Origin of the sequence: Pseudomonas sp. LTR0, assembly GCF_036630035.1 — a bacterium.
GTDB classification, from domain to species: domain Bacteria; phylum Pseudomonadota; class Gammaproteobacteria; order Pseudomonadales; family Pseudomonadaceae; genus Aquipseudomonas; species Aquipseudomonas putida_Y.
In genome coordinates, this window is the sequence record NZ_CP123734.1 from 1,721,086 (window position 1) to 1,738,121 (window position 17,036).

The 17,036-nt window shown below is 62.6% G+C and carries 14 protein-coding genes and 4 pseudogenes; 10 read left to right on the top strand and 8 right to left on the bottom strand.

Annotation, left to right across the window (positions count from 1 at the left end; translation table 11 throughout):
- The first annotated feature begins 535 nt into the window (after positions 1-535).
- The 5 genes from QCL51_RS08015 to QCL51_RS08035 are packed head-to-tail and all read left to right on the top strand — an operon-like array spanning position 536 to position 6,648.
- The gene (locus QCL51_RS08015) at positions 536-3,367 is read left to right on the top strand and encodes a xanthine dehydrogenase family protein molybdopterin-binding subunit (RefSeq protein WP_338444731.1); all 2,832 of its coding nucleotides are present in this window, start codon (positions 536-538) and stop codon (positions 3,365-3,367) included.
- On the top strand, positions 3,360-3,896 hold the full coding sequence (locus QCL51_RS08020) for a (2Fe-2S)-binding protein (RefSeq protein ID WP_084850713.1): 537 nt from the start codon (positions 3,360-3,362) through the stop codon (positions 3,894-3,896). The genes QCL51_RS08015 and QCL51_RS08020 overlap by 8 nt, the downstream gene beginning before the upstream one ends.
- A 2-nt stretch (positions 3,897-3,898) precedes the next feature.
- Positions 3,899-5,110: a cytochrome c gene (locus QCL51_RS08025; RefSeq protein WP_028698365.1), complete on the top strand. Its 1,212-nt coding sequence runs from the start codon at positions 3,899-3,901 to the stop codon at positions 5,108-5,110.
- Positions 5,111-5,113: 3 nt separating this feature from the next.
- On the top strand, positions 5,114-6,085 hold the full coding sequence (locus QCL51_RS08030) for an XdhC family protein (RefSeq protein ID WP_338444732.1): 972 nt from the start codon (positions 5,114-5,116) through the stop codon (positions 6,083-6,085).
- The gene (locus QCL51_RS08035; protein ID WP_338444733.1) at positions 6,082-6,648 is read left to right on the top strand and encodes a nucleotidyltransferase family protein; all 567 of its coding nucleotides are present in this window, start codon (positions 6,082-6,084) and stop codon (positions 6,646-6,648) included. The genes QCL51_RS08030 and QCL51_RS08035 overlap by 4 nt, the downstream gene beginning before the upstream one ends.
- A gap of 16 nt (positions 6,649-6,664) precedes the next feature.
- On the opposite strand, the gene QCL51_RS08040 is transcribed toward QCL51_RS08035, so the two are convergent.
- From QCL51_RS08040 to QCL51_RS08055, 4 genes and pseudogenes are all read right to left on the bottom strand, one after another.
- Positions 6,665-7,291, bottom strand: a complete 627-nt coding sequence (locus QCL51_RS08040) for a GAD-like domain-containing protein (RefSeq protein ID WP_135192983.1) — start codon at positions 7,289-7,291, stop codon at positions 6,665-6,667.
- A gap of 22 nt (positions 7,292-7,313) precedes the next feature.
- On the bottom strand, positions 7,314-7,931 hold the full coding sequence (locus tag QCL51_RS08045; RefSeq protein ID WP_028698362.1) for a GAD-like domain-containing protein: 618 nt from the start codon (positions 7,929-7,931) through the stop codon (positions 7,314-7,316).
- Between the two features lie 18 nt (positions 7,932-7,949).
- Positions 7,950-8,060, bottom strand: a complete 111-nt coding sequence (locus QCL51_RS08050; protein ID WP_230065350.1) for a hypothetical protein — start codon at positions 8,058-8,060, stop codon at positions 7,950-7,952.
- A gap of 15 nt (positions 8,061-8,075) precedes the next feature.
- Positions 8,076-8,508, bottom strand: a pseudogene (locus QCL51_RS08055) (DUF6861 domain-containing protein); the annotation flags it as partial.
- 125 nt (positions 8,509-8,633) lie between these two features.
- Here QCL51_RS08055 and QCL51_RS08060 point away from each other — a divergent pair.
- Both QCL51_RS08060 and QCL51_RS08065 read left to right on the top strand, forming a co-directional pair.
- Positions 8,634-8,782 (top strand): annotated as a pseudogene (locus QCL51_RS08060) (helix-turn-helix domain-containing protein); the annotation flags it as partial.
- Positions 8,781-9,233, top strand: a pseudogene (locus tag QCL51_RS08065) (two-component sensor histidine kinase); the annotation flags it as partial. The pseudogenes QCL51_RS08060 and QCL51_RS08065, both read left to right, overlap by 2 nt.
- Positions 9,234-9,360: 127 nt before the next feature.
- Here the strand turns inward: QCL51_RS08065 and QCL51_RS08070 are convergent.
- Positions 9,361-9,978, bottom strand: a complete 618-nt coding sequence (locus tag QCL51_RS08070; RefSeq protein WP_103444708.1) for a GAD-like domain-containing protein — start codon at positions 9,976-9,978, stop codon at positions 9,361-9,363.
- A 108-nt stretch (positions 9,979-10,086) separates the two neighbouring features.
- Positions 10,087-10,734 (bottom strand): annotated as a pseudogene (locus QCL51_RS08075) (DUF6861 domain-containing protein); the annotation flags it as partial.
- 257 nt (positions 10,735-10,991) lie between these two features.
- Between QCL51_RS08075 and QCL51_RS08080 the strand changes: the two are divergent.
- From QCL51_RS08080 to QCL51_RS08090, 3 genes are all read left to right on the top strand, one after another.
- On the top strand, positions 10,992-11,675 hold the full coding sequence (locus QCL51_RS08080) for a response regulator transcription factor (protein ID WP_020193358.1): 684 nt from the start codon (positions 10,992-10,994) through the stop codon (positions 11,673-11,675).
- Positions 11,672-13,003, top strand: a complete 1,332-nt coding sequence (locus QCL51_RS08085) for an ATP-binding protein (RefSeq protein WP_028698360.1) — start codon at positions 11,672-11,674, stop codon at positions 13,001-13,003. Before QCL51_RS08080 ends, QCL51_RS08085 begins: the two co-directional genes overlap by 4 nt.
- Positions 13,004-13,090: 87 nt before the next feature.
- Positions 13,091-14,482 carry an aspartate aminotransferase family protein gene (locus QCL51_RS08090; protein WP_053870493.1) on the top strand — a complete coding sequence of 464 codons (1,392 nt, stop codon included), beginning with the start codon at positions 13,091-13,093 and terminating at the stop codon, positions 14,480-14,482.
- Between the two features lie 74 nt (positions 14,483-14,556).
- Here QCL51_RS08090 and QCL51_RS08095 read toward each other — a convergent pair whose 3' ends face one another.
- Both QCL51_RS08095 and QCL51_RS08100 read right to left on the bottom strand, forming a co-directional pair.
- On the bottom strand, positions 14,557-15,678 hold the full coding sequence (locus QCL51_RS08095) for a cupin-like domain-containing protein (protein WP_103444706.1): 1,122 nt from the start codon (positions 15,676-15,678) through the stop codon (positions 14,557-14,559).
- Positions 15,679-15,742: 64 nt separating this feature from the next.
- Complete coding sequence (locus QCL51_RS08100; RefSeq protein WP_103444705.1) at positions 15,743-17,032, bottom strand: aminotransferase class V-fold PLP-dependent enzyme; 1,290 nt, start codon at positions 17,030-17,032, stop codon at positions 15,743-15,745.
- Between the last annotated feature and the right edge of the window lie 4 nt (positions 17,033-17,036).

Below are 17,036 nucleotides of genomic sequence, written 5' to 3' on the forward strand. Positions count from 1 at the left end.
GCTGGTTTTTGGGCTGGGAGAGCATAAGGGCTTACAGGGGTTCGTCGCGGCATTTTCAGCGCCTGGGGGATCGAGCGCCGCCCGCGCGGCGCATCGCGAGCTGCGCTCGCTCCTACGTTTGTTTCGGGCCAATTATTTCTGTGGGATTCGCGCGCGAACGCCTTGGCGTATGCCGAGATATTACGTCGTACCAACAAGGCGGTCGCGCGCGCCTGTCACAGGCATGACTGGCCTGAAACAAACGTAGGAGCGAGCGCAGCTCGCGATGCGCCGCGCGGGCGGCGCTCGATCCCCCAGGCGCTGAAAACCCCAGGCGCTGAAAACCCCAGGCGCTGCCCCCCAGGCGCTGCCCCCCCAGGCGAACACCTACCAGCCCCCCCAATCCCGCCCGTCACCCCAGACACACCGCGACATATTGTCGGCTTGACTTTGCCTATGCCCACCCAATTGCTGTAAAGTTGACGCACGAGTCAGCTTTCCCGCCAGTACTAGAATCAAAAACAGGGCAGACCCCCTGCTGCCCAGAGGATCCAACATGTCCAACCGTGATATTTCCCGGCGCGCTTTTTTGCAAGGCGGCCTGATCGCTGGTGTCGGTGTGACCATGGCGCCATTAGGCAGCCAGGCATTCGCCGCGCTGATGGAGGAGCGCGTCACCACTTCGCCGCAGAAGTGGATGAACCATGATGGCAAGGCGCGTTTCCGTAACGATGCCTTGTCCAAGGTCTGCGGCGACAAGGTGTTCGCCCGCGACATCCGCGCCAAGGACATGCCCGGCTGGCCCGCGCAGCAGGGCCATGCGCTGCTGCTCAAGGCCACCACGGTTGATCGTATCTATGCCGGGCATGACCTCAGCCTGCTCGGCACCGACCTGCAGCCGGACCGCATCGTCACTGCCGCCGACCTCGAACAGGACGGCATTGCCTGGCCCGAGGCCCATTCGCCCGACCCGCTGCTGCCGCCCGGCAAGGTGCCGATGTTCATCGGCCACCCGGTGGCGATCCTGATCTGGCACGACTTCGAGCGCTTCCGCCAGGCCAAGCGCAAGCTGCAGTTCAATCAGCAGGCGATCCGTTACGGTGCCCAGGCGCCGCTGTACCAGCGCGACCCTTATGGCAGCTTCCGCTTCGTGCGGGTGGGCGGCGCCACGCCGTTCGACGACGATGAGTTCTCCAGCCTGAAGAACTCCATGCTGTTCCCCACCATCCTCAACCGCAAGCCGGTGTGGTCGAAGCAGCCCAACCAGCACGGCGACCTGACCGAGCAGGGGTTGTTCTACGCCAAGCGCATGGCCGAGCAGCTGGACAACCCGCCCGAGGACTGGCTGGTGTTCGACGAGCGCTACAAGACGCCGTCCATCGAACCTGCCGCGCTGGAGCCGGACAACGGCAACGGCTGGTACGACCCGGCCACGGGCACGCTGCACTTCGTGGTCGCCACCCAGTGCCCGTTCGAAGTGGCGCAGGAATGCGTGCACATGATCAAGCCGTCGCGCTTCGCCCTGAACACGCTGAACATGCACCCGGGCTACACCGTGGGCTATGGCTCAAAAGACAACAATATCTTCGTCTTCTATGCCGCGGTGGCCGCGCTGTACGGCGCCGGCGTGCCGATCCGCCTGGCCAACGACCGCTACGAGCAGTTCCAGAGCGGCATCAAGCGCCATGCCTTCGATATCCGCTACCAGCTGGCGGTGGACAAGAAGGACAACAGCTTCAAGATCTTCCGCGCCGACATGAGCTGCGACGGCGGCGGGCGCATCAACTACAGCCCGTCGGTGGCAGCCGTAGGCGCCACTGCAGCGCAGTCGATCTACTACATGCCGCAGAACGACCTGTCGGTTACTGCCTACTATTCCCGCGGTGTCGAGGCCGGCTCCATGCGCGGTTATGGCACCCTGCAGAGCATGGCAGCCACCGAGATGATGGTGGATGAGATCGCCGGCCGCCTGGGGGTCGATGCCATCGCCCTGCGCCGCGCCAACGCGCTGAAATCGGGCATGAAGAACACCCAGGGCGCGGTGCCGGCGGGCGCGCTGCGGCTTTACGAGATCCTCGACAAGGCCGCTGTGCATGAATGGTGGCGCGACCGCGACGCACGCAAGCGGCAGATGGACGCGCAGGATCAGGACCACTGGTACGGGGTGGGCTTTGCCATTTGCCAGAAGGACTTCGGCACGGGCTCCGAAGCACCGATGGCCAGCATCGAATTCAGCCGCGACGGGCGTATCAGCCTGCGCCACATCGGCACCGAGCTGGGTACCGGCATGTCCACCTCCCAGGCTTTGGTGGTCAGCGATTTCCTTGGCCGCTCGGCCGACGAGGTAAAGACGGCAGTCACCGAATGGCCTGAGCTGCAACTGAGCACCAGCGGCAACCCGTACCTGATCAGCCAGCCTGAGCAGGACGCCGCGCTGCGCAACCCGCGCTGGGTCGGCAAGCTGGCGTCGCCATCGTCGGCGACCAACTCGGCCTTCTACTTCAGCCATGCCACCCGCGAAGCGGCGCGTGTGCTGTTCAACCATGGCCTGTGGCCGGCGGCCATGGCGATCTGGAGCCAGGGCCCATATGGCGGCCAGGCCAACCCACTGGTGGTGCGCCGCGAAAATGCGGTGTGGGTCAACGGAGAGCTGACCGGTAACGGTCTGCAGCCGATTCCGTTCGCCCAGCTCGCACAGAAGGCCCACGACATGGGCTTGGTCACCGGCGCCAGTGTGCACGGTTTCAACCGCTGGAGCTGGGCCGAGGCCGACTTCGTCATCGACGGCGTGCGCGAGCGTTTACCGCTCGACGCGGTGGCGGTGAAATACGGCGATGGGGCGGTGAATGCCAAGAAGGCGCAGATGAACAGCCATGGCTACCACCTGCTCGACCGGCAGAATGCGGCCTACCCCGACACCCAGCTGAACAATGCCATGGTCACCTACTACAGTCCGGTGGCGACCATCGTCGAGGTCAAGGTCAACAAAGGCACCTTGGAGACGCAGGTGCTCAACCACCACAGTTGGGTCGAGTGTGGCCGTGTGCTGGTGCCGGAACTGGTCAAGGGCCAGCTTGAAGGCGGGATCGCCATGGGCATTGGCCATGCACTGACCGAAGAAATGCCGTTGTACGAGGGTGGGCCCGGGGAGGGCGACTGGAACTTCAACCGCTACCGCCTGCCGCATGCGCGCGATGTGGCGGTGTGGCAGCAGACCAGCGAAATCCTCCCGCCGCTGTCACCGACCGACCCGTCCAAGGGCATCGCCGAAGTGGTGATGATCCCGGTCGTCGGTGCCATCGGCAATGCCGTCGCGCATGCCATCGGCAAGCGCGTGCGCGATCTCCCCATCACCCCAGCCCGTATCAAGGAGGCCCTCAATGGCTAACCGTCCACTGCAACTGACGCTCAATGGCCAACCGGTCGGGCCGGTCGAGGTCCCTGCGGACCTGGCGATGATCGACTACCTGCACGAACACCAGAACCTCACCGGTTCGCGCCTGGGCTGCGGCCAGGGCATCTGCCACGCCTGCGTGGTGATCGTCGACAACCCCGACGGCACCAGCGAGGAAGTGCGCACCTGCATCACCGGCGCCCATTACTTCGAAGGCAAGAAGGTTCGCACCATCGAAGGCCATGCCAAGAAAGACGAGGCCGGCAACCTGACGCTCAACCCGATCCAGCAGAAGTTCGTCGACCTGTTCGCCTTCCAGTGCAGCTACTGCGCCCCAGGCTTCGTCAACGCGGCTACCGTGCTGGTGGAAACGGCCCAGCGCCAGCCGCTGAAGAAGAGCGAGGTGCAAGACCGCATCGAGGCCAGCCTCGGTCACCACATCTGCCGCTGCACAGGCTACGTGCGTTACTACGATGCCACCCGCAAGGTGCTCAACGATCTCGGCCTGGTCAAGGAGGGTTGAACATGGGCTTCGTACGTAGCGCCTCGGCGTTGGTCCTCGGGCTGGCTGCCAGTTCGTTTGCCCTGGCGGCCGATGATGCGCAGGTCAAGCGCGGTGAATACCTGGCCCGCGCGGCCGACTGCATGGCCTGCCATACTGCCGAAGGCGGCGCGCCGTATGCGGGCGGCCTGCCGATACATTCGCCGTTCGGCACCATTTATGGCAGCAATATCACCCCGGACAAACAGTACGGCATCGGCAACTACAGCGCCGACGAGTTCTTCGCAGCAGTCACCGAGGGCAAGCGCAAGGACGGCGCCAACCTCTATCCTGCGATGCCTTACACCTCGTACCACCTGATCAAGCGTGAAGATTCGGACGCGATCCTCGCCTACCTGATGACCATACCGCCGATCAACCGCCCGGCACCGCAGACCGCGCTGCGCTTCCCGTTCAACGTGCGCATGGGCCTCAGCGGCTGGAACATGCTGTATGGCAAGAGCGTGCAACTGCAGCCGACCGAGGGCAAAAGCCCGGCCTGGCAGCGCGGCCAGTACATGGTCGAGGTCATGGGCCATTGTGGCGAATGCCATACCCCGCGCAACCCGATCGGTGCGCTGCAGCAGGACCAGCGCCTGAGCGGCGGCCTGTTGGGTGGCTACCTGGCGCCAAGCCTGTTGGCCCAGGACCTGGCCGAGCGCGGCTGGACCCAGCCGGACCTGACCACCTTCCTCAAGCACGGCATCAGCGCCCAGGGCAGCATGTTCAACGAGATGTACCCGGTGGTGCACCACAGCACCCAGCACCTGGAAGATGCAGACCTTGCGGCCATGGCCACCTACCTGCTGGGCGACCAGCCGCCGCCGGCCAAGGCTATCGAGACTGTTGCCCTGGAGCAGATGAGCGACAGTGCCAAGCGGGGCCACCAGCAGTACCTGAACGTCTGCGCCGGCTGCCATGGGGTCGACGGCGAGGGCAAGCCGCACATCGCCGTGGCCATGCGCGGCAACACCGTGCTGCGCCAGGCCGATTCGCGCAATCTGGTCAAGGTGATCCTCGAGGGCATCCGTGAACAGCAGTTCACCGGCTTCGAGCGCATGCAGCCGATGCCGGGCTTTGCCGACAAGCTGGATGACCAACAGGTGACGGATATGGTCAACTACCTGCGCCAGGCCTGGGGTGGATTGCCCGGTGACCTGAACGTACAGCAGCTCGCCGAGCTGAAGGCGGAGTAAAGCGTGCAGCATCTCGATCTACAGGTGGTCCGTCAGGCTTTGCAGTGGTCCTGCAACGGCCAGCGCGTATGGTTGTGCACGGTGCTCGCCACCTACGGCTCGGCGCCGCGTGCACCGGGTTCGCTGCTGGCGGTGAACGCCAGCGGCCAGTGGCTGGGCTCGCTGTCCGGTGGCTGCGTCGAAGACGACTTTCTCGAGCGTGTGGCCCTGGGTGAGTTTCCGGAGCCGGTTGCCATCGTGCGTTATGGCGACGGCAGCGACCCGCGTTCGCGCGTTCGCCTGCCGTGTGGCGGTGTGCTGGAAGTACTGGTGGAGAACCTGCCGGTTGAATGCGAGGTGCAGGCGCATCTGCGTGAGCTGGAACGTGCGCTGCTGGGCCAGCGCCGGGTACTGCGTGAGGTGAGCCTGCCAACGGGTACCCGCCAGCTGCTCGATGACCATAGTCAGGGGCCACGGGTCGAACGGGAAAATTCCCGGGTGCGCTTGCGTGTCGGCGCCGCCCAGCGGCTGCTGCTGGCCGGCTACTCCAGCGTGGCGCATTTTTGTGCCGAATTCGGCAGAGGGCTGGGTTTTGAGGTCATCCTTTGCGAGCCGCGTGATGAAGTGCTCGACGGCGTCGTGCTGAATGGCATAGAGGTACGCCGCGAGCTACCGTCGGAATTCATCGCCAACGGCGGATGCCATGCCGATACGGCAGTGGTGGCATTGACCCATGATCCAAAAATCGATGACCTGGCCATGCTTGAAGCCGTGCGTACCGAAGCGTTCTACATCGGCGTGATGGGCTCCAAGACCACCTCCGACAAGCGTCGCGAACGCTTGCAGCGAATTGGTGGCCTGGGTTGCGACGAGCTGGCGCGCATCCATGCGCCGATTGGCCTGAACCTGGGCAGCAAGACCCCGGCCGAGATCGCCCTGGCGGTACTGGCCGATATCCTTCGTGCGCGCAACGGCATCGAGCGGGCGGCGCTGTGAGCGTGGTTGCGTTGGTATTGGCGGCAGGCAGCAGTGTGCGTTTCGGCTCTGACAAGCGCCGTTCGCTGCTGGCTGACGGTCGAAGCTTGCTGGTGCACAGCGTAGAGAGCGCCTGCGCAGTGTTCGATGATGTGCGGGTGGTGTTGCGTGAAGGGGAGCGAGGTGTGGACCTGGGGTTGCCAGCGCGGTGCAGGGTGGTCTCCAGTCCGGATTTCACATTGGGCATGGGCCATAGCCTGGCGGCCGGGGCCGCTTCGCTGGCTGACAGCGAGGCGCAGGCAGTAGCGATTCTGTTGGGTGATATGCCCTGGGTGGCGTCCGCGACCCTGGATTTGCTTGCACGCGAGGCCAGTGGGTCAATGATAGTCCTGCCTTGTCATGCCGGACGACAGGGCCATCCGGTGTTGTTCGGGCGTGATTTCTGGCCGGCGCTTGCCCGGCTGAAGGGTGATGAAGGGGCGCGTTCGGTGGTCAAGGCCAACCCGGCGGTTTGCGTCAGGCTAGAGGTGCAGGATGCCGGTGTGTTGCAGGATGTCGATAGGCCGGATGCGGTGCGCCCTTGAATGCGTTCGTCAAAGGCTATTCATCTTCTTCGCCAGTGAGTTCATAGGGTTCGAGTTCGCTCAGTTGGGAAAGCAGCACCAGATGCTCCACTGCCTTCAGCTTTTCAAGACGCTCAAGGCTGTCTGGGCCTCCCAGCATCAAGGCGGGGACAAAGCCATACATTTCGTCTGAGCCCAGGGTGCCGAGCCGTTCCCTGGCAGGTTCGAACAGGTCGTCGAAGTAGACGCACTCGGTCATCAGCCACATGAGCAAACCGTGCATCTTGTTGTCCCGTTCTTCGTCGCCTGAGCTGTGAGCGCCATCGAGGTAACGGGAATGGTAGGTCGCGATGGTCAGCACCGAACCGGTTTTCTCACCCCATAGGTACAGGTCGCCAAAAGCGCTGCGGGCGATGAGGTGATAAGTGTCGCATGCTTCGAAGTGCGTACCTGCCAACCAAGAGGCCACTACACCCTGGTATTCCTGAGGATTTACAAGCCAGAACAAGCCGCCGCCGTAGCCGCACCAGCCGTGGTCTTGCCAGTATTCAAGGAGGCGATTGGGGAGTTTGCCTTGGTAATGATCGACAGCGGCAGGTGGTACGGGTTGCTGGCCGATGGGTTCGCCGAAGGTTTCCAGGAAAATGCTGAAGATGACATCCATTCGTTTAGGTCCTTTTGTGTGCTCAGAAGTCAGAGAAGCTGTAGGGTTCGAGTTTGGTGATTTGAGACAGCAAAATCAAATGCTCTATTGCTTTAAGTTTTTCTAGGTTTTTGAGGTCGGGGCGCCCTCCCAGCATCAATGCAGGAACAAATGCATATATCTCATCTTCTTTCAAGATGCCCAGCTTTTTCTTCGCGGGCTCAAAAAGGCTTTCAAAGTCGTTGTGTTCTTTTTTTCTTGATAGAAAGAAGCTTTGGACCTCTCTGGTTGCTTCCGTTTCAGTGAGTGTGCAGTTTTCACCTGTGTAACGGGACAGAAGACTTGTGATTTTTACTGAAAAGCCACTGTTCTCTCCCCAAAGATACAGGTCGCCGAAAGCGCTTTTGGCAATCAAGTGGTAAGTGTCCCGGTTTTCAAGGAGGGTGTCCTCGGTCCAGGATGAGACAACGCCCTCATAGTCCTGTGGATTAACCAGCCAGAATATACCTTCGCCAAAACCACACCATCCATGCTCTTTCCAGTATGCAAGTAACAACTCTGGAAGTTTTCCGTTATAGCGATCAATGCTGGATGGGGGCACCTCTCGACGGGAAAAAGGCGCGCCTATATTGTCAAGGAATATGGAGAATACCTCATCCATTTGCGATGCCTCTTGTCGTTAGCACTTATGAAGTCTTACATTCATGTAAGTCGAGTGGGTGCCGAATTTCGGCGATTTTTCCGCGGCCTCTTTTATGCTGGCTAGTCTATTTCGCCATTGAGCACCAATGCTGGAGTTGACCCAGAACGGGCCGGTACCTTCATTGCCGCAGGTGCCTTCCCAGGCGAAGCGGATGCCATCGACGTAGTACTCGTCGATATGCGGCAAGCCTTCGACGAAGAACTCGGCAATGGAGGCCAGCCCCCGCGCCAAGCAGGCCACCGGTAATGGTGCTGCCGACGACGATCATCGCCGTCTGCTGCACGACCCTCAGCAGTTCGTCGATGATGCTGTTGATGTCGAGGTCGGCGAAGCGCTGGCGTAGCATGTGCGCCGCCTGCCATTCAGCGTGGTAAAAGGCTGTGCGGACAGCTTCGATCCGGCGCAGGTTGAGGCCCAGCGAGGCGACCTCTTCATTGAGGCCGGTGCGGAACTGGCCACCGCTTGGGTAGCCCACCATGGCGATGACACGTGACTCGATCTCGTGCCATGAGGGCACGAGGTAATCCAGGTACATGAGGTGTCTCCCTGACAACGTGTGCAGGGGGAAATCCCATCATGGATTCGGATCAGAGGTTTCTGGGTCAGTTGTAGGAAAGGGCAACTTCGTTTCTGTTGTGTTCGAGAAGCTCGGGAATTGGGTCCCGCCGTGAGCAGGCCCTGCTCCAGGCGCTGCTGCAGAACCCGGGCGAGTGCTGTCCAGCGAGCAACTGAAAGACTGCGTGTACGGTTTCAGCGACGAAGTCGAGAGCAACGCCCTGAACGTGCACATCCACCACCTGCGCCGCAGATGGCATGGCCTGTCAGGTCAGCTCGCTGCGTGGCGAGATCCTCGCCAGCAACCACAAGCACGATGGTGCCATGGACGACGAGCGCAGCGGGTTCCGTGACCAGACCATCGACGATGCGCTTTGGCGCACCTTCACCTACAACCACGGCGATGTGCGCATCACCACGGCCGATCGGCACATGGAGCGCGAGGCGCTGAACCAGTCGATTCTGCTGGCGGCATCGGCGCCGGTACTAATGGCCCTGCTCGGCAGCCTGGGGCTGTTGTGGATCGGCCTTGGCAAGGGCCTGGAGCCGCTCAACTGCGTGCGTGATGCGTTGCGCAGCAGGCGTGCGGACAGTCTCGAACCGCTGCAGGTGGCGGGCATGCCCAGCGAGTTGCAGACGTTGCTGGAAACCCAGAACCAGCTGTTCCGGCGCATTGCCCAGACCCTTGAGCGTGAGCGGCGGCTGACCGACGGTGCGGTGCGCGAGCAAGCGCTGGAGCATGCAGGAATGGCCAGGCTGGCAGACGCATCCAGTATCAACGCCGGACGAAGCCGTGCATCTCATCCGCCGCTTTTCACAGCCAATACTGTGTTTAGAAGTCAGAAAAGCTATAGGGTTCGAGGGTGGAGATCTGTGCAAGTAGTACTAAGTGCTCGACAGCTTTGACTTTTTCTAGGTGGGCAAGATCGCAGGGGCCACCGAATGCCAAGGCTGGAACGAAACCATACATCTCATCATGATCGAGTTTGCCTAACTTGTTATATGCAGGCTCGAATAAATCGCCAAAGTCGTTGGACTCCCGCTCGACCAATAGAAAGAAGCCTTGCACCTCCTTGTCCATGTTGCCTGCATCAAGTTCATTCACTCTGCTGCAGTATTGTGAAGTGTGGGCTACGATGTCTAATGAAAACCCGGAATTTTCTCCGTACAGATAGAGATCACCAAAGGCGCCCCGAGCGATGACATGGTAGGTATCTCGCCCTTCGAGCGCAGTGCCTTCTATGAATGAGGCGGCTACGCCCTCGTAGTCTTGCGGATTGACCGTCCAGAATATTCCATCACCATATCCGCACCATCCGTGCTCGGTCCAGTATTCCAACAGTTTCTTCGGCAATTTACCGCTGTAGCGCTCGATGCTAGAAGGTGGCACCTCCTGCCTGAAAATCGGCTCGCCCATTTCTTCTATGAAGAGGGAGAAAAATTCGTCCATTGTCGCGCTCCTTATCTTGTTAGCATTTGTGCAGTCTGACATTTAAAAAGCCTGATGCACGGCCATCTTTGGCTTGTTCTTCGACTGATCTTGTCAGCTCTCCTACCCGCCGCGCCCGCGGGTGAGGTACGACACGATTGCCCCCAACAACAGCACCACGACTTCCACATGGCCTTGGGCAATCTGATGCGTGGCCCGGGATATCGCATAGGGGTCGTCCCGGCAGAACGGGCCGGTGCCTTCATTGCCGCAGGTACCTTCCCAGGCGAAGCGGATGCCATCGACGTAGTACTCGCCGATATGCGGCAAGCCCTCGACGAAGAACTCGGCAATGGAGGCCAGCCCCAGCGCACCGAGGATCCAGCCGCTGACCTTGAGGCCCATGGCCGCGCCTGCGCCAGCGAACGGAATGGTTCCGGCGCCGCCAGTGAATGCGCCAACCCCCGCGCCAAGCAGGCCGCCGGTAACGGTGCTGCCGATGACGATCATCGCCATCTGCTGCACGACCCTCAGCAGTTCGTCGATGATGCTGTTGATGTCGAGGTCGGCGAAGCGCTGGCGTAGCATGTTCGCCGCCTGCCATTCGGCGTGGTAGAAGGCTGTGCGGACAGCTTCGATCCGGCGCAGGTTGAGGCCCAGTGAGGCGACTTCTTCATTGAGGCCGGTGCGGAACTGGCCACCGCTTGGGTAGCCCACCATGGCGATGACACGTGACTCGATCTCGTGCCAGGAGGGCACGAGGTAATCCAGGTACATGAGGTGTCTCCCTGACAGCGCGTGCAGGGGGAAATCCCATCATGGATTCGGATCAGAGGTTTCTGGGTCAGTTGTAGGAAAGGGCGACTTCGTTTCTGTTGTGTTCGAGAAGCTCGGGAATTGGGGTTGAGGCTGCGAGGGAAAGGGTGGCGACCCGCACGGCGCTCGATCTCCCCCAACCCTCCCCAAAAGGTCCATAATCCCCCCTTAATCCGCCCAAGGTGCAATACCAGCCACACCACACCGGGAGCCCCACCATGCACGTTCTGCTCTGCGAGGACGACGACCTGATCGCCGCCGGCATCTGCGCCGGTCTCACCGCCCAGGGCCTGACCGTGGACCGTGTGGGCAACGCCGCCGATGCGCGGGCAATGCTGCAGGCCGCGCAGTTCGACGTGATGATCCTCGACCTCGGCCTGCCCGACGAAGACGGCCTCAAGCTGCTGCGCCGCCTCCGCGAAAAAGGCGAGACCCTGCCGGTACTGGTGCTCACCGCCCGCGATGCCGTCACCGATCGTGTCGATGGCTTGCAGGCCGGTGCCGACGATTACCTGCTCAAGCCCTTCGATCTGCGCGAGCTGGCCGCACGCCTGCATACCTTGCTGCGGCGGGTGGCCGGGCGGGCGGTGAACGTAATCGAGCACGGCCCGCTGCGCTATGACCCGAGCAGCTGCGAGGCGACCCTGGCCGGCCAGCATGTCGACCTGTCCCGCCGCGAGCAGGCCCTGCTTCAGGCGCTGCTGCAGAACCCCGGGCGAGTGCTGTCCAGCGAGCAACTGAAAGACTGCGTGTACGGCTTCAGCGACGAAGTCGAGAGCAACGCCCTGAACGTGCACATCCACCACCTGCGCCGCAAGCTGGGTAACGGCATTGTCGAGACCGTGCGTGGCCTGGGCTACCGGCTGGGTCCGGCGCAGGCACCGCAAGAGGCTGCATCATGAGCCTGCGGGTACGCCTGAGCCTGATCCTCGGCAGTGCCTTCGTGATCATCTGGGCACTGGCCGCCGCGTGGATGCTGCGAGACCTGCGCCAGCAGATGATGTTTTCCCTCGACCAGCGCCTGGTGGCGTCGGCGCGTATGGTCGCCGGGCTGATCGACCAGTTGCCGCAGCCGCTGACCGCCAAGGGCGGGGAGGCGCATATTTCCGCCGACCAGTTCAGCGTACCGGATGGCATGGCCTGCCAGGTCACCTCGCTGCGTGGCGAGATCCTTGCCAGCAACCACAAGCACGATGGCGCCATGGACGACGAGCGCAGTGGGTTCCGTGACCAGACCATCGACGATGCGCTTTGGCGCACCTTCACCTACAACCACGGCGATGTGCGCATCACCACGGCCGACCGGCACATGGAGCGCGAGGCGCTGAACCAGTCGATTCTGCTGGCGGCATCGGCGCCGGTACTGATGGCCCTGCTCGGCAGCCTGGGGCTGTTGTGGATCGGCCTTGGCAAGGGCCTGGAGCCGCTCAACCGCATGCGTGATGCCTTGCGCCGCCGGCGTGCAGACAGTGTCGAACCGCTGCAGGTGGCGGGCATGCCCAGCGAGTTGCAGCCGTTGCTGGAAACCCAGAACCAGCTGTTCCGGCGCATTGCTCAGACCCTCGAGCGTGAGCGGCGCCTGACCGATGATGCCGCGCATGAACTGCGCAGCCCGCTGACCGCGATCAAGACCCACCTGCAGGTGGCACGCATGACCGACGGTGCGGTGCGCGAGCAGGCGCTGGAGCATGCCGAGCAGGGCACCGACCGCATGCACCGCACGCTGGAGCAGTTGCTGATGCTGGCGCGGGTGGAAGGCAGCCTGTCATTCGAGGACGGCGTGCAGTGCAGTGCCGAGCAGGTGGCCCATCAGGCGGTGCAGGACGCCGGAGGGGGTGACAACCGCCGTATCGTGCTGCGTTTGCCTGAAGAAGCCACGCAGATCTACCTGGGCATGCCCGCTCCGTTGGCAGTGGCAGCGCTGCGCAACCTGCTGGACAACGCCTTGCGTCATGGCGGCGATGAAGCCGTAGAGCTGGACGTGCAGATGGCGGACGGCCAGGTGGGCTTCATGGTGCGCGACCACGGGCCAGGGATTGCCGAAGCGGACCTGGAGCACCTGACCGAGCGCTTCTGGCGCAATGGGCAGAGTGGTGGTTGCGGATTGGGGCTGGCGATTGTGCAGGCGATCGTGCAGCGGTGTGCCGGCAGCCTGCGCTTTGACAGCCGTAGTGACGGCTTGCGGGTCTTCTTGCAGGTACCGGCGCGTCCTGGGCACAGACAGAAATAAAATCCAGTAACAACCGCTAAATCCTCCCCGCACTCAAGCGTTTCCAAAGCGATAACCGCCCATCCGCTTGCTTGCGAGGATTCACCCATGTCCACCGCTTCCAGCCTTGCCCGGGTTGTTCCGGCCAGCGTGCCGCAACCTTTGTACGAATTCACCGATTCGCCTTTGCTACAACGCCAGCAACAGCAAGAGTCCAACGCCCGCAGCTACCCGCGGCGCATCCCGCTGGCGCTAAAGCGCGCCCGGGGCATTCATGTCGAAGATGTCGAAGGCCGCCAGTTCATCGACTGCCTGGCTGGCGCTGGCACCTTGGCGCTGGGGCATAATCACCCGGTAGTGATCGAGGCAATCCAGCGCGTGCTGGCTGACGAACTGCCGCTGCATACACTCGATCTGACCACACCGGTCAAGGACCGTTTCGTCCAGGACCTGTTCGGCATCCTGCCCGAGGCGCTGCGTCGCGAGGCCAAGGTGCAGTTCTGCGGCCCGACCGGTACCGACGCCGTTGAAGCGGCGCTCAAACTGGTGCGTGGCGCAACCGGGCGTAGCACCGTGCTGGCCTTTCATGGCGCCTACCATGGCATGAGCCAGGGCGCGCTGAGTCTGATGGGCAGCCTTGGCCCCAAGCAGCCACTGGGGGCGTTGCTGAGCAGCGGTGTGCAGTTCATGCCGTACCCCTACGATTACCGCTGCCCGTTCGGCCTGGGCGGTGAAGCCGGGGTCAAGGCCAACCTGCATTACCTGGAAAACCTGCTGCTCGACCCGGAAAGCGGTGTGCCGCTGCCCGCTGCCGTGATCCTCGAAGTGGTGCAGGGTGAGGGCGGGGTCATTCCGGCCGACATCGAATGGCTCAAGGGCGTGCGGCGCATTACCGAGCAGGCGGGCGTGGCGTTGATCGTTGACGAGATCCAGAGCGGCTTTGCCCGTACCGGGCGCATGTTCGCCTTCGAGCACGCCGGTATCGTGCCCGATGTGGTCACCTTGTCCAAAGCCATCGGTGGCAGCCTGCCGCTGGCGGTAGTGGTCTATCGCGACTGGCTGGACACCTGGAAGCCAGGTGCGCATGCCGGTACTTTCCGTGGCAACCAGATGGCCATGGCGGCCGGCTCTGCGGTGATCAACTATCTGGTCGAGCATCGCCTGGCCGAGCATGCAGAAGCCATGGGCCTGCGCCTGCGCCAGCACCTGCAGCAATTGCAACGTGACTATCCGCAGTTGGGTGATGTACGCGGGCGTGGCTTGATGCTTGGGGTCGAACTGGTCGCGCCGCAGGGCGAACGGGATGCGTTGGGGTACCCGCAGGCCAACCATGAGCTGGCGGCCACGGTGCAGCGCGAGTGCCTCAAGCGCGGGTTGATTCTGGAGTTGGGCGGGCGGCATGGCGCGGTGGTGCGCTTCCTGCCGCCGTTGATCATCAGCGCTGAGCAGATCGATGACGTGGCGCAGCGCTTTGCAGAGGCGTTGATCGCGGCAGTCTGAACCTTTGTCGGGGCCGCCTCGCGGCCCATCGCCTGCGCCAATGGCCCATCAAGACCAGGTTGCCGTCACGCCGGTTACCAGCCGCGTCCTGAGTCTACCCAGAAGTTCACGGACAGCGACGTGGACACTGACTCTACCTGGTGGAACCAGCCCTCGGGCAGGAACAGCAAGTCGCCGGCCTGCAACAGCACGCGCAGGAAGGGCACCTTAAGGGCTTCGGGGAAACGTTCGTAGTCGGGGGCATCGGGGTTGAAATCGCAGCCGTCCAGGCCGCCCTTCGGGCTGGTTGACCAGGTGCCCAGTGCGGCGCGATGGTGCGGAGCTGCCAGAATGAACGATTTCTGCCCCCAGACCTGGGCGAACAGGTTGTCGGTGTCATCCCGGTGCAGGGGTGTAAGGGTGCCTTTGGGGCCGATCCAGATGCGCGGTGGAATGAAGCGCTGGCGATCGAAGTAGTCCGGGTAGCGGATCAGAGCCTGCAGCTTTTCCGGCACGATATTGTTGCCCATGTAGGCGGGCGGCTCGCCAGGCTTGACCGGCTGGTCCAGCGACGCGATGAAATCAGCCATGGAGGTGGCGCGAAAGTCGCGATCAGTGGAGAAGGTCTTCTTCACGTAGTCACCATGCCGGGTGATGCCCTGCAGCTCGGCAAAGTGGGCCAGCGAAGCGTCACGGCCCATGGTGAACAGCGGCCAGTCGCCAAGGGCATCGCTCAGCACCACTGGCACGCCCGTTGAAAGGTGTTCATGGTGAAACCGCGACGGCGGCATTTCGGCCCGCGACAGGCGTTGTACCTCATACAGCACGGGTTGGGCTGCCGAGACTTCCTCACTGTAACGTCCTGGCGTGGGGTAGCGCTGGTTCATTGCTGCCTTGCTGGTGGTCGCGCCTTGCCGCGCGCTGCTGATAACCTGCGGCAGCAAGGTTGCCAGGCCCATGTTGCCGGTAATTTTCAGGCGTGCACTGGCGAACAGTTCCTCGACGTCGACAGTGCCCGCCATGATGCCGAGGAAGTCTTCTTCGGCCACCTCGAGGGTGACGTCCGGCGTGTCATGCCGGCCACGCCCGGTGCACGTGTTGTCGCATACCTCGGACCAGTAGCTGAGTCCCTGGCCGAAGTCGAACTGGAACACGCCTTCGATGCCGACGGCATGGGCATTGACGAACAGTTTTTCGAGTATGCGCTGAAGGTCCACGGTAAGCCTCGTCGGTTGTCGTTGTGCAGGGTTGGCATGGGCGCGTGTGGCCGCGCCCGGGTTGTCAGGCGCGCAGGCGTTGGCGCAGTACTTCGACCAAGCGGTCGATTTCCGCTTCGGTATTCAGCAAACCCGGCGCAGTGCGCACCACTGGCCCGGCATCGCGCGACACGGCGTCGACGATGATGCGTTGGCTAGTCAGGTACCTGGCCAGCTCGTCGGCATCCTGGCCTTTGCCGCGAAAGAAGGTGAAGCCCGCCGAATGGGTGCTGCTGCGCGGCGTCACCAGTTCGATGGCAGGCAGGCTTTCCAGCTGTTGCTTCAGGTAGTCGTTGAGAGCGTGGATGCGTGCCTGCACGGCAGCCTTGCCGGTTTGCAGGTGCAGTTCGAACGCCTTGCCCAGGGCCCAGCGGTGCTCGAAGGCGTGGTAGCCGCCCGGGCTCATGATGGTGGCGAAGTCTTCGTTTTCCGAGAAGGTGGCGATGCTCGGTTGCAGTTGCCCCAGTGCCGAGGATGCGGCGCAGATGATGCCTGTCCCCCGGGGACCGAACATCCACTTGTGGGTCCCGGAGATGAAGTAGTCGCAGTTCAGGTCGGCGAAGCGCATGTCCTCGACGCCAAGCCCGTGAACTCCGTCGATCACATACAGGATATGGTCGCGTTCGTCCCTGTTCTGATTGATCTCGCGTACGAGTGCACCGATTTCGCCAACCGGCAGTTTCACCCCGCTGCCCGAATGTACCCAGGTCATGCCCAGCACGCGTGTTTGCGGGGAAATGGCGGCACGCAAGGTCCCCAGCACCTGGTCGGTGCTCACCTGCCAGGGTTGCTCGAACAGGCGCAGCCTGCGTACCGGGTTGCCATCGCGGGCGCTGCGGTAGTTCATGGTTTGCCGTGCGGCGGAATGCTCGTGCACCGTGGTCAGGATTTCCTGGCCGGGTGCCAGCTTGATGCCGCCATAAATCAAACCCAGGCCCTCGGTAGTGCTGCCCGTCAGGGCAATCTGGCGTGGCGCCACCTCCAGGTAGCGTGCGGCCCATTGGCGTACCTCAGCCTCGTGCTTCCACTCCGACTGGGCATCCCAGTCGACCATCAGCGCCGGGTGACGGTCGAAACGTGCACGCAGGGCCTCGATGGCTTCGCGTACCGGTCTTGGATGAGAGGTGATCAGGAAGTTGGCGAAGTGCGCATAGTTCGGGTCGAGCTCGAACAGGCGGCGAAAATCGGCCCATCTTCGGTTGCCGGCGCTCGGTATCGGCGTGGCGGCCTCGGCACCGGGTAGCAGATGGCCGGCGAGCGGCAGGCCGGCAGCGAGGAGGCCAGCCCGTTTGAGAAAGTTGCGGCGGTCGTTCATAAAG

What these genes read in the sequence shown, in the direction of transcription:
- QCL51_RS08090 (WP_053870493.1), top strand. Translation starts at nt 13,091, where the DNA reads ATGTCCACCGCTTCCAGCCTTGCCCGGGTTGTTCCGGCCAGCGTGCCG.
- QCL51_RS08085 (WP_028698360.1), top strand. Translation starts at nt 11,672, where the DNA reads ATGAGCCTGCGGGTACGCCTGAGCCTGATCCTCGGCAGTGCCTTCGTG.
- QCL51_RS08025 (WP_028698365.1), top strand. Translation starts at nt 3,899, where the DNA reads ATGGGCTTCGTACGTAGCGCCTCGGCGTTGGTCCTCGGGCTGGCTGCC.
- QCL51_RS08015 (WP_338444731.1), top strand. Translation starts at nt 536, where the DNA reads ATGTCCAACCGTGATATTTCCCGGCGCGCTTTTTTGCAAGGCGGCCTG.
- QCL51_RS08100 (WP_103444705.1), bottom strand. Translation starts at nt 17,032, where the DNA reads ATGAACGACCGCCGCAACTTTCTCAAACGGGCTGGCCTCCTCGCTGCC.
- QCL51_RS08040 (WP_135192983.1), bottom strand. Translation starts at nt 7,291, where the DNA reads ATGGATGTCATCTTCAGCATTTTCCTGGAAACCTTCGGCGAACCCATC.
- QCL51_RS08020 (WP_084850713.1), top strand. Translation starts at nt 3,360, where the DNA reads ATGGCTAACCGTCCACTGCAACTGACGCTCAATGGCCAACCGGTCGGG.
- QCL51_RS08080 (WP_020193358.1), top strand. Translation starts at nt 10,992, where the DNA reads ATGCACGTTCTGCTCTGCGAGGACGACGACCTGATCGCCGCCGGCATC.
- QCL51_RS08045 (WP_028698362.1), bottom strand. Translation starts at nt 7,931, where the DNA reads ATGGATGAGGTATTCTCCATATTCCTTGACAATATAGGCGCGCCTTTT.
- QCL51_RS08070 (WP_103444708.1), bottom strand. Translation starts at nt 9,978, where the DNA reads ATGGACGAATTTTTCTCCCTCTTCATAGAAGAAATGGGCGAGCCGATT.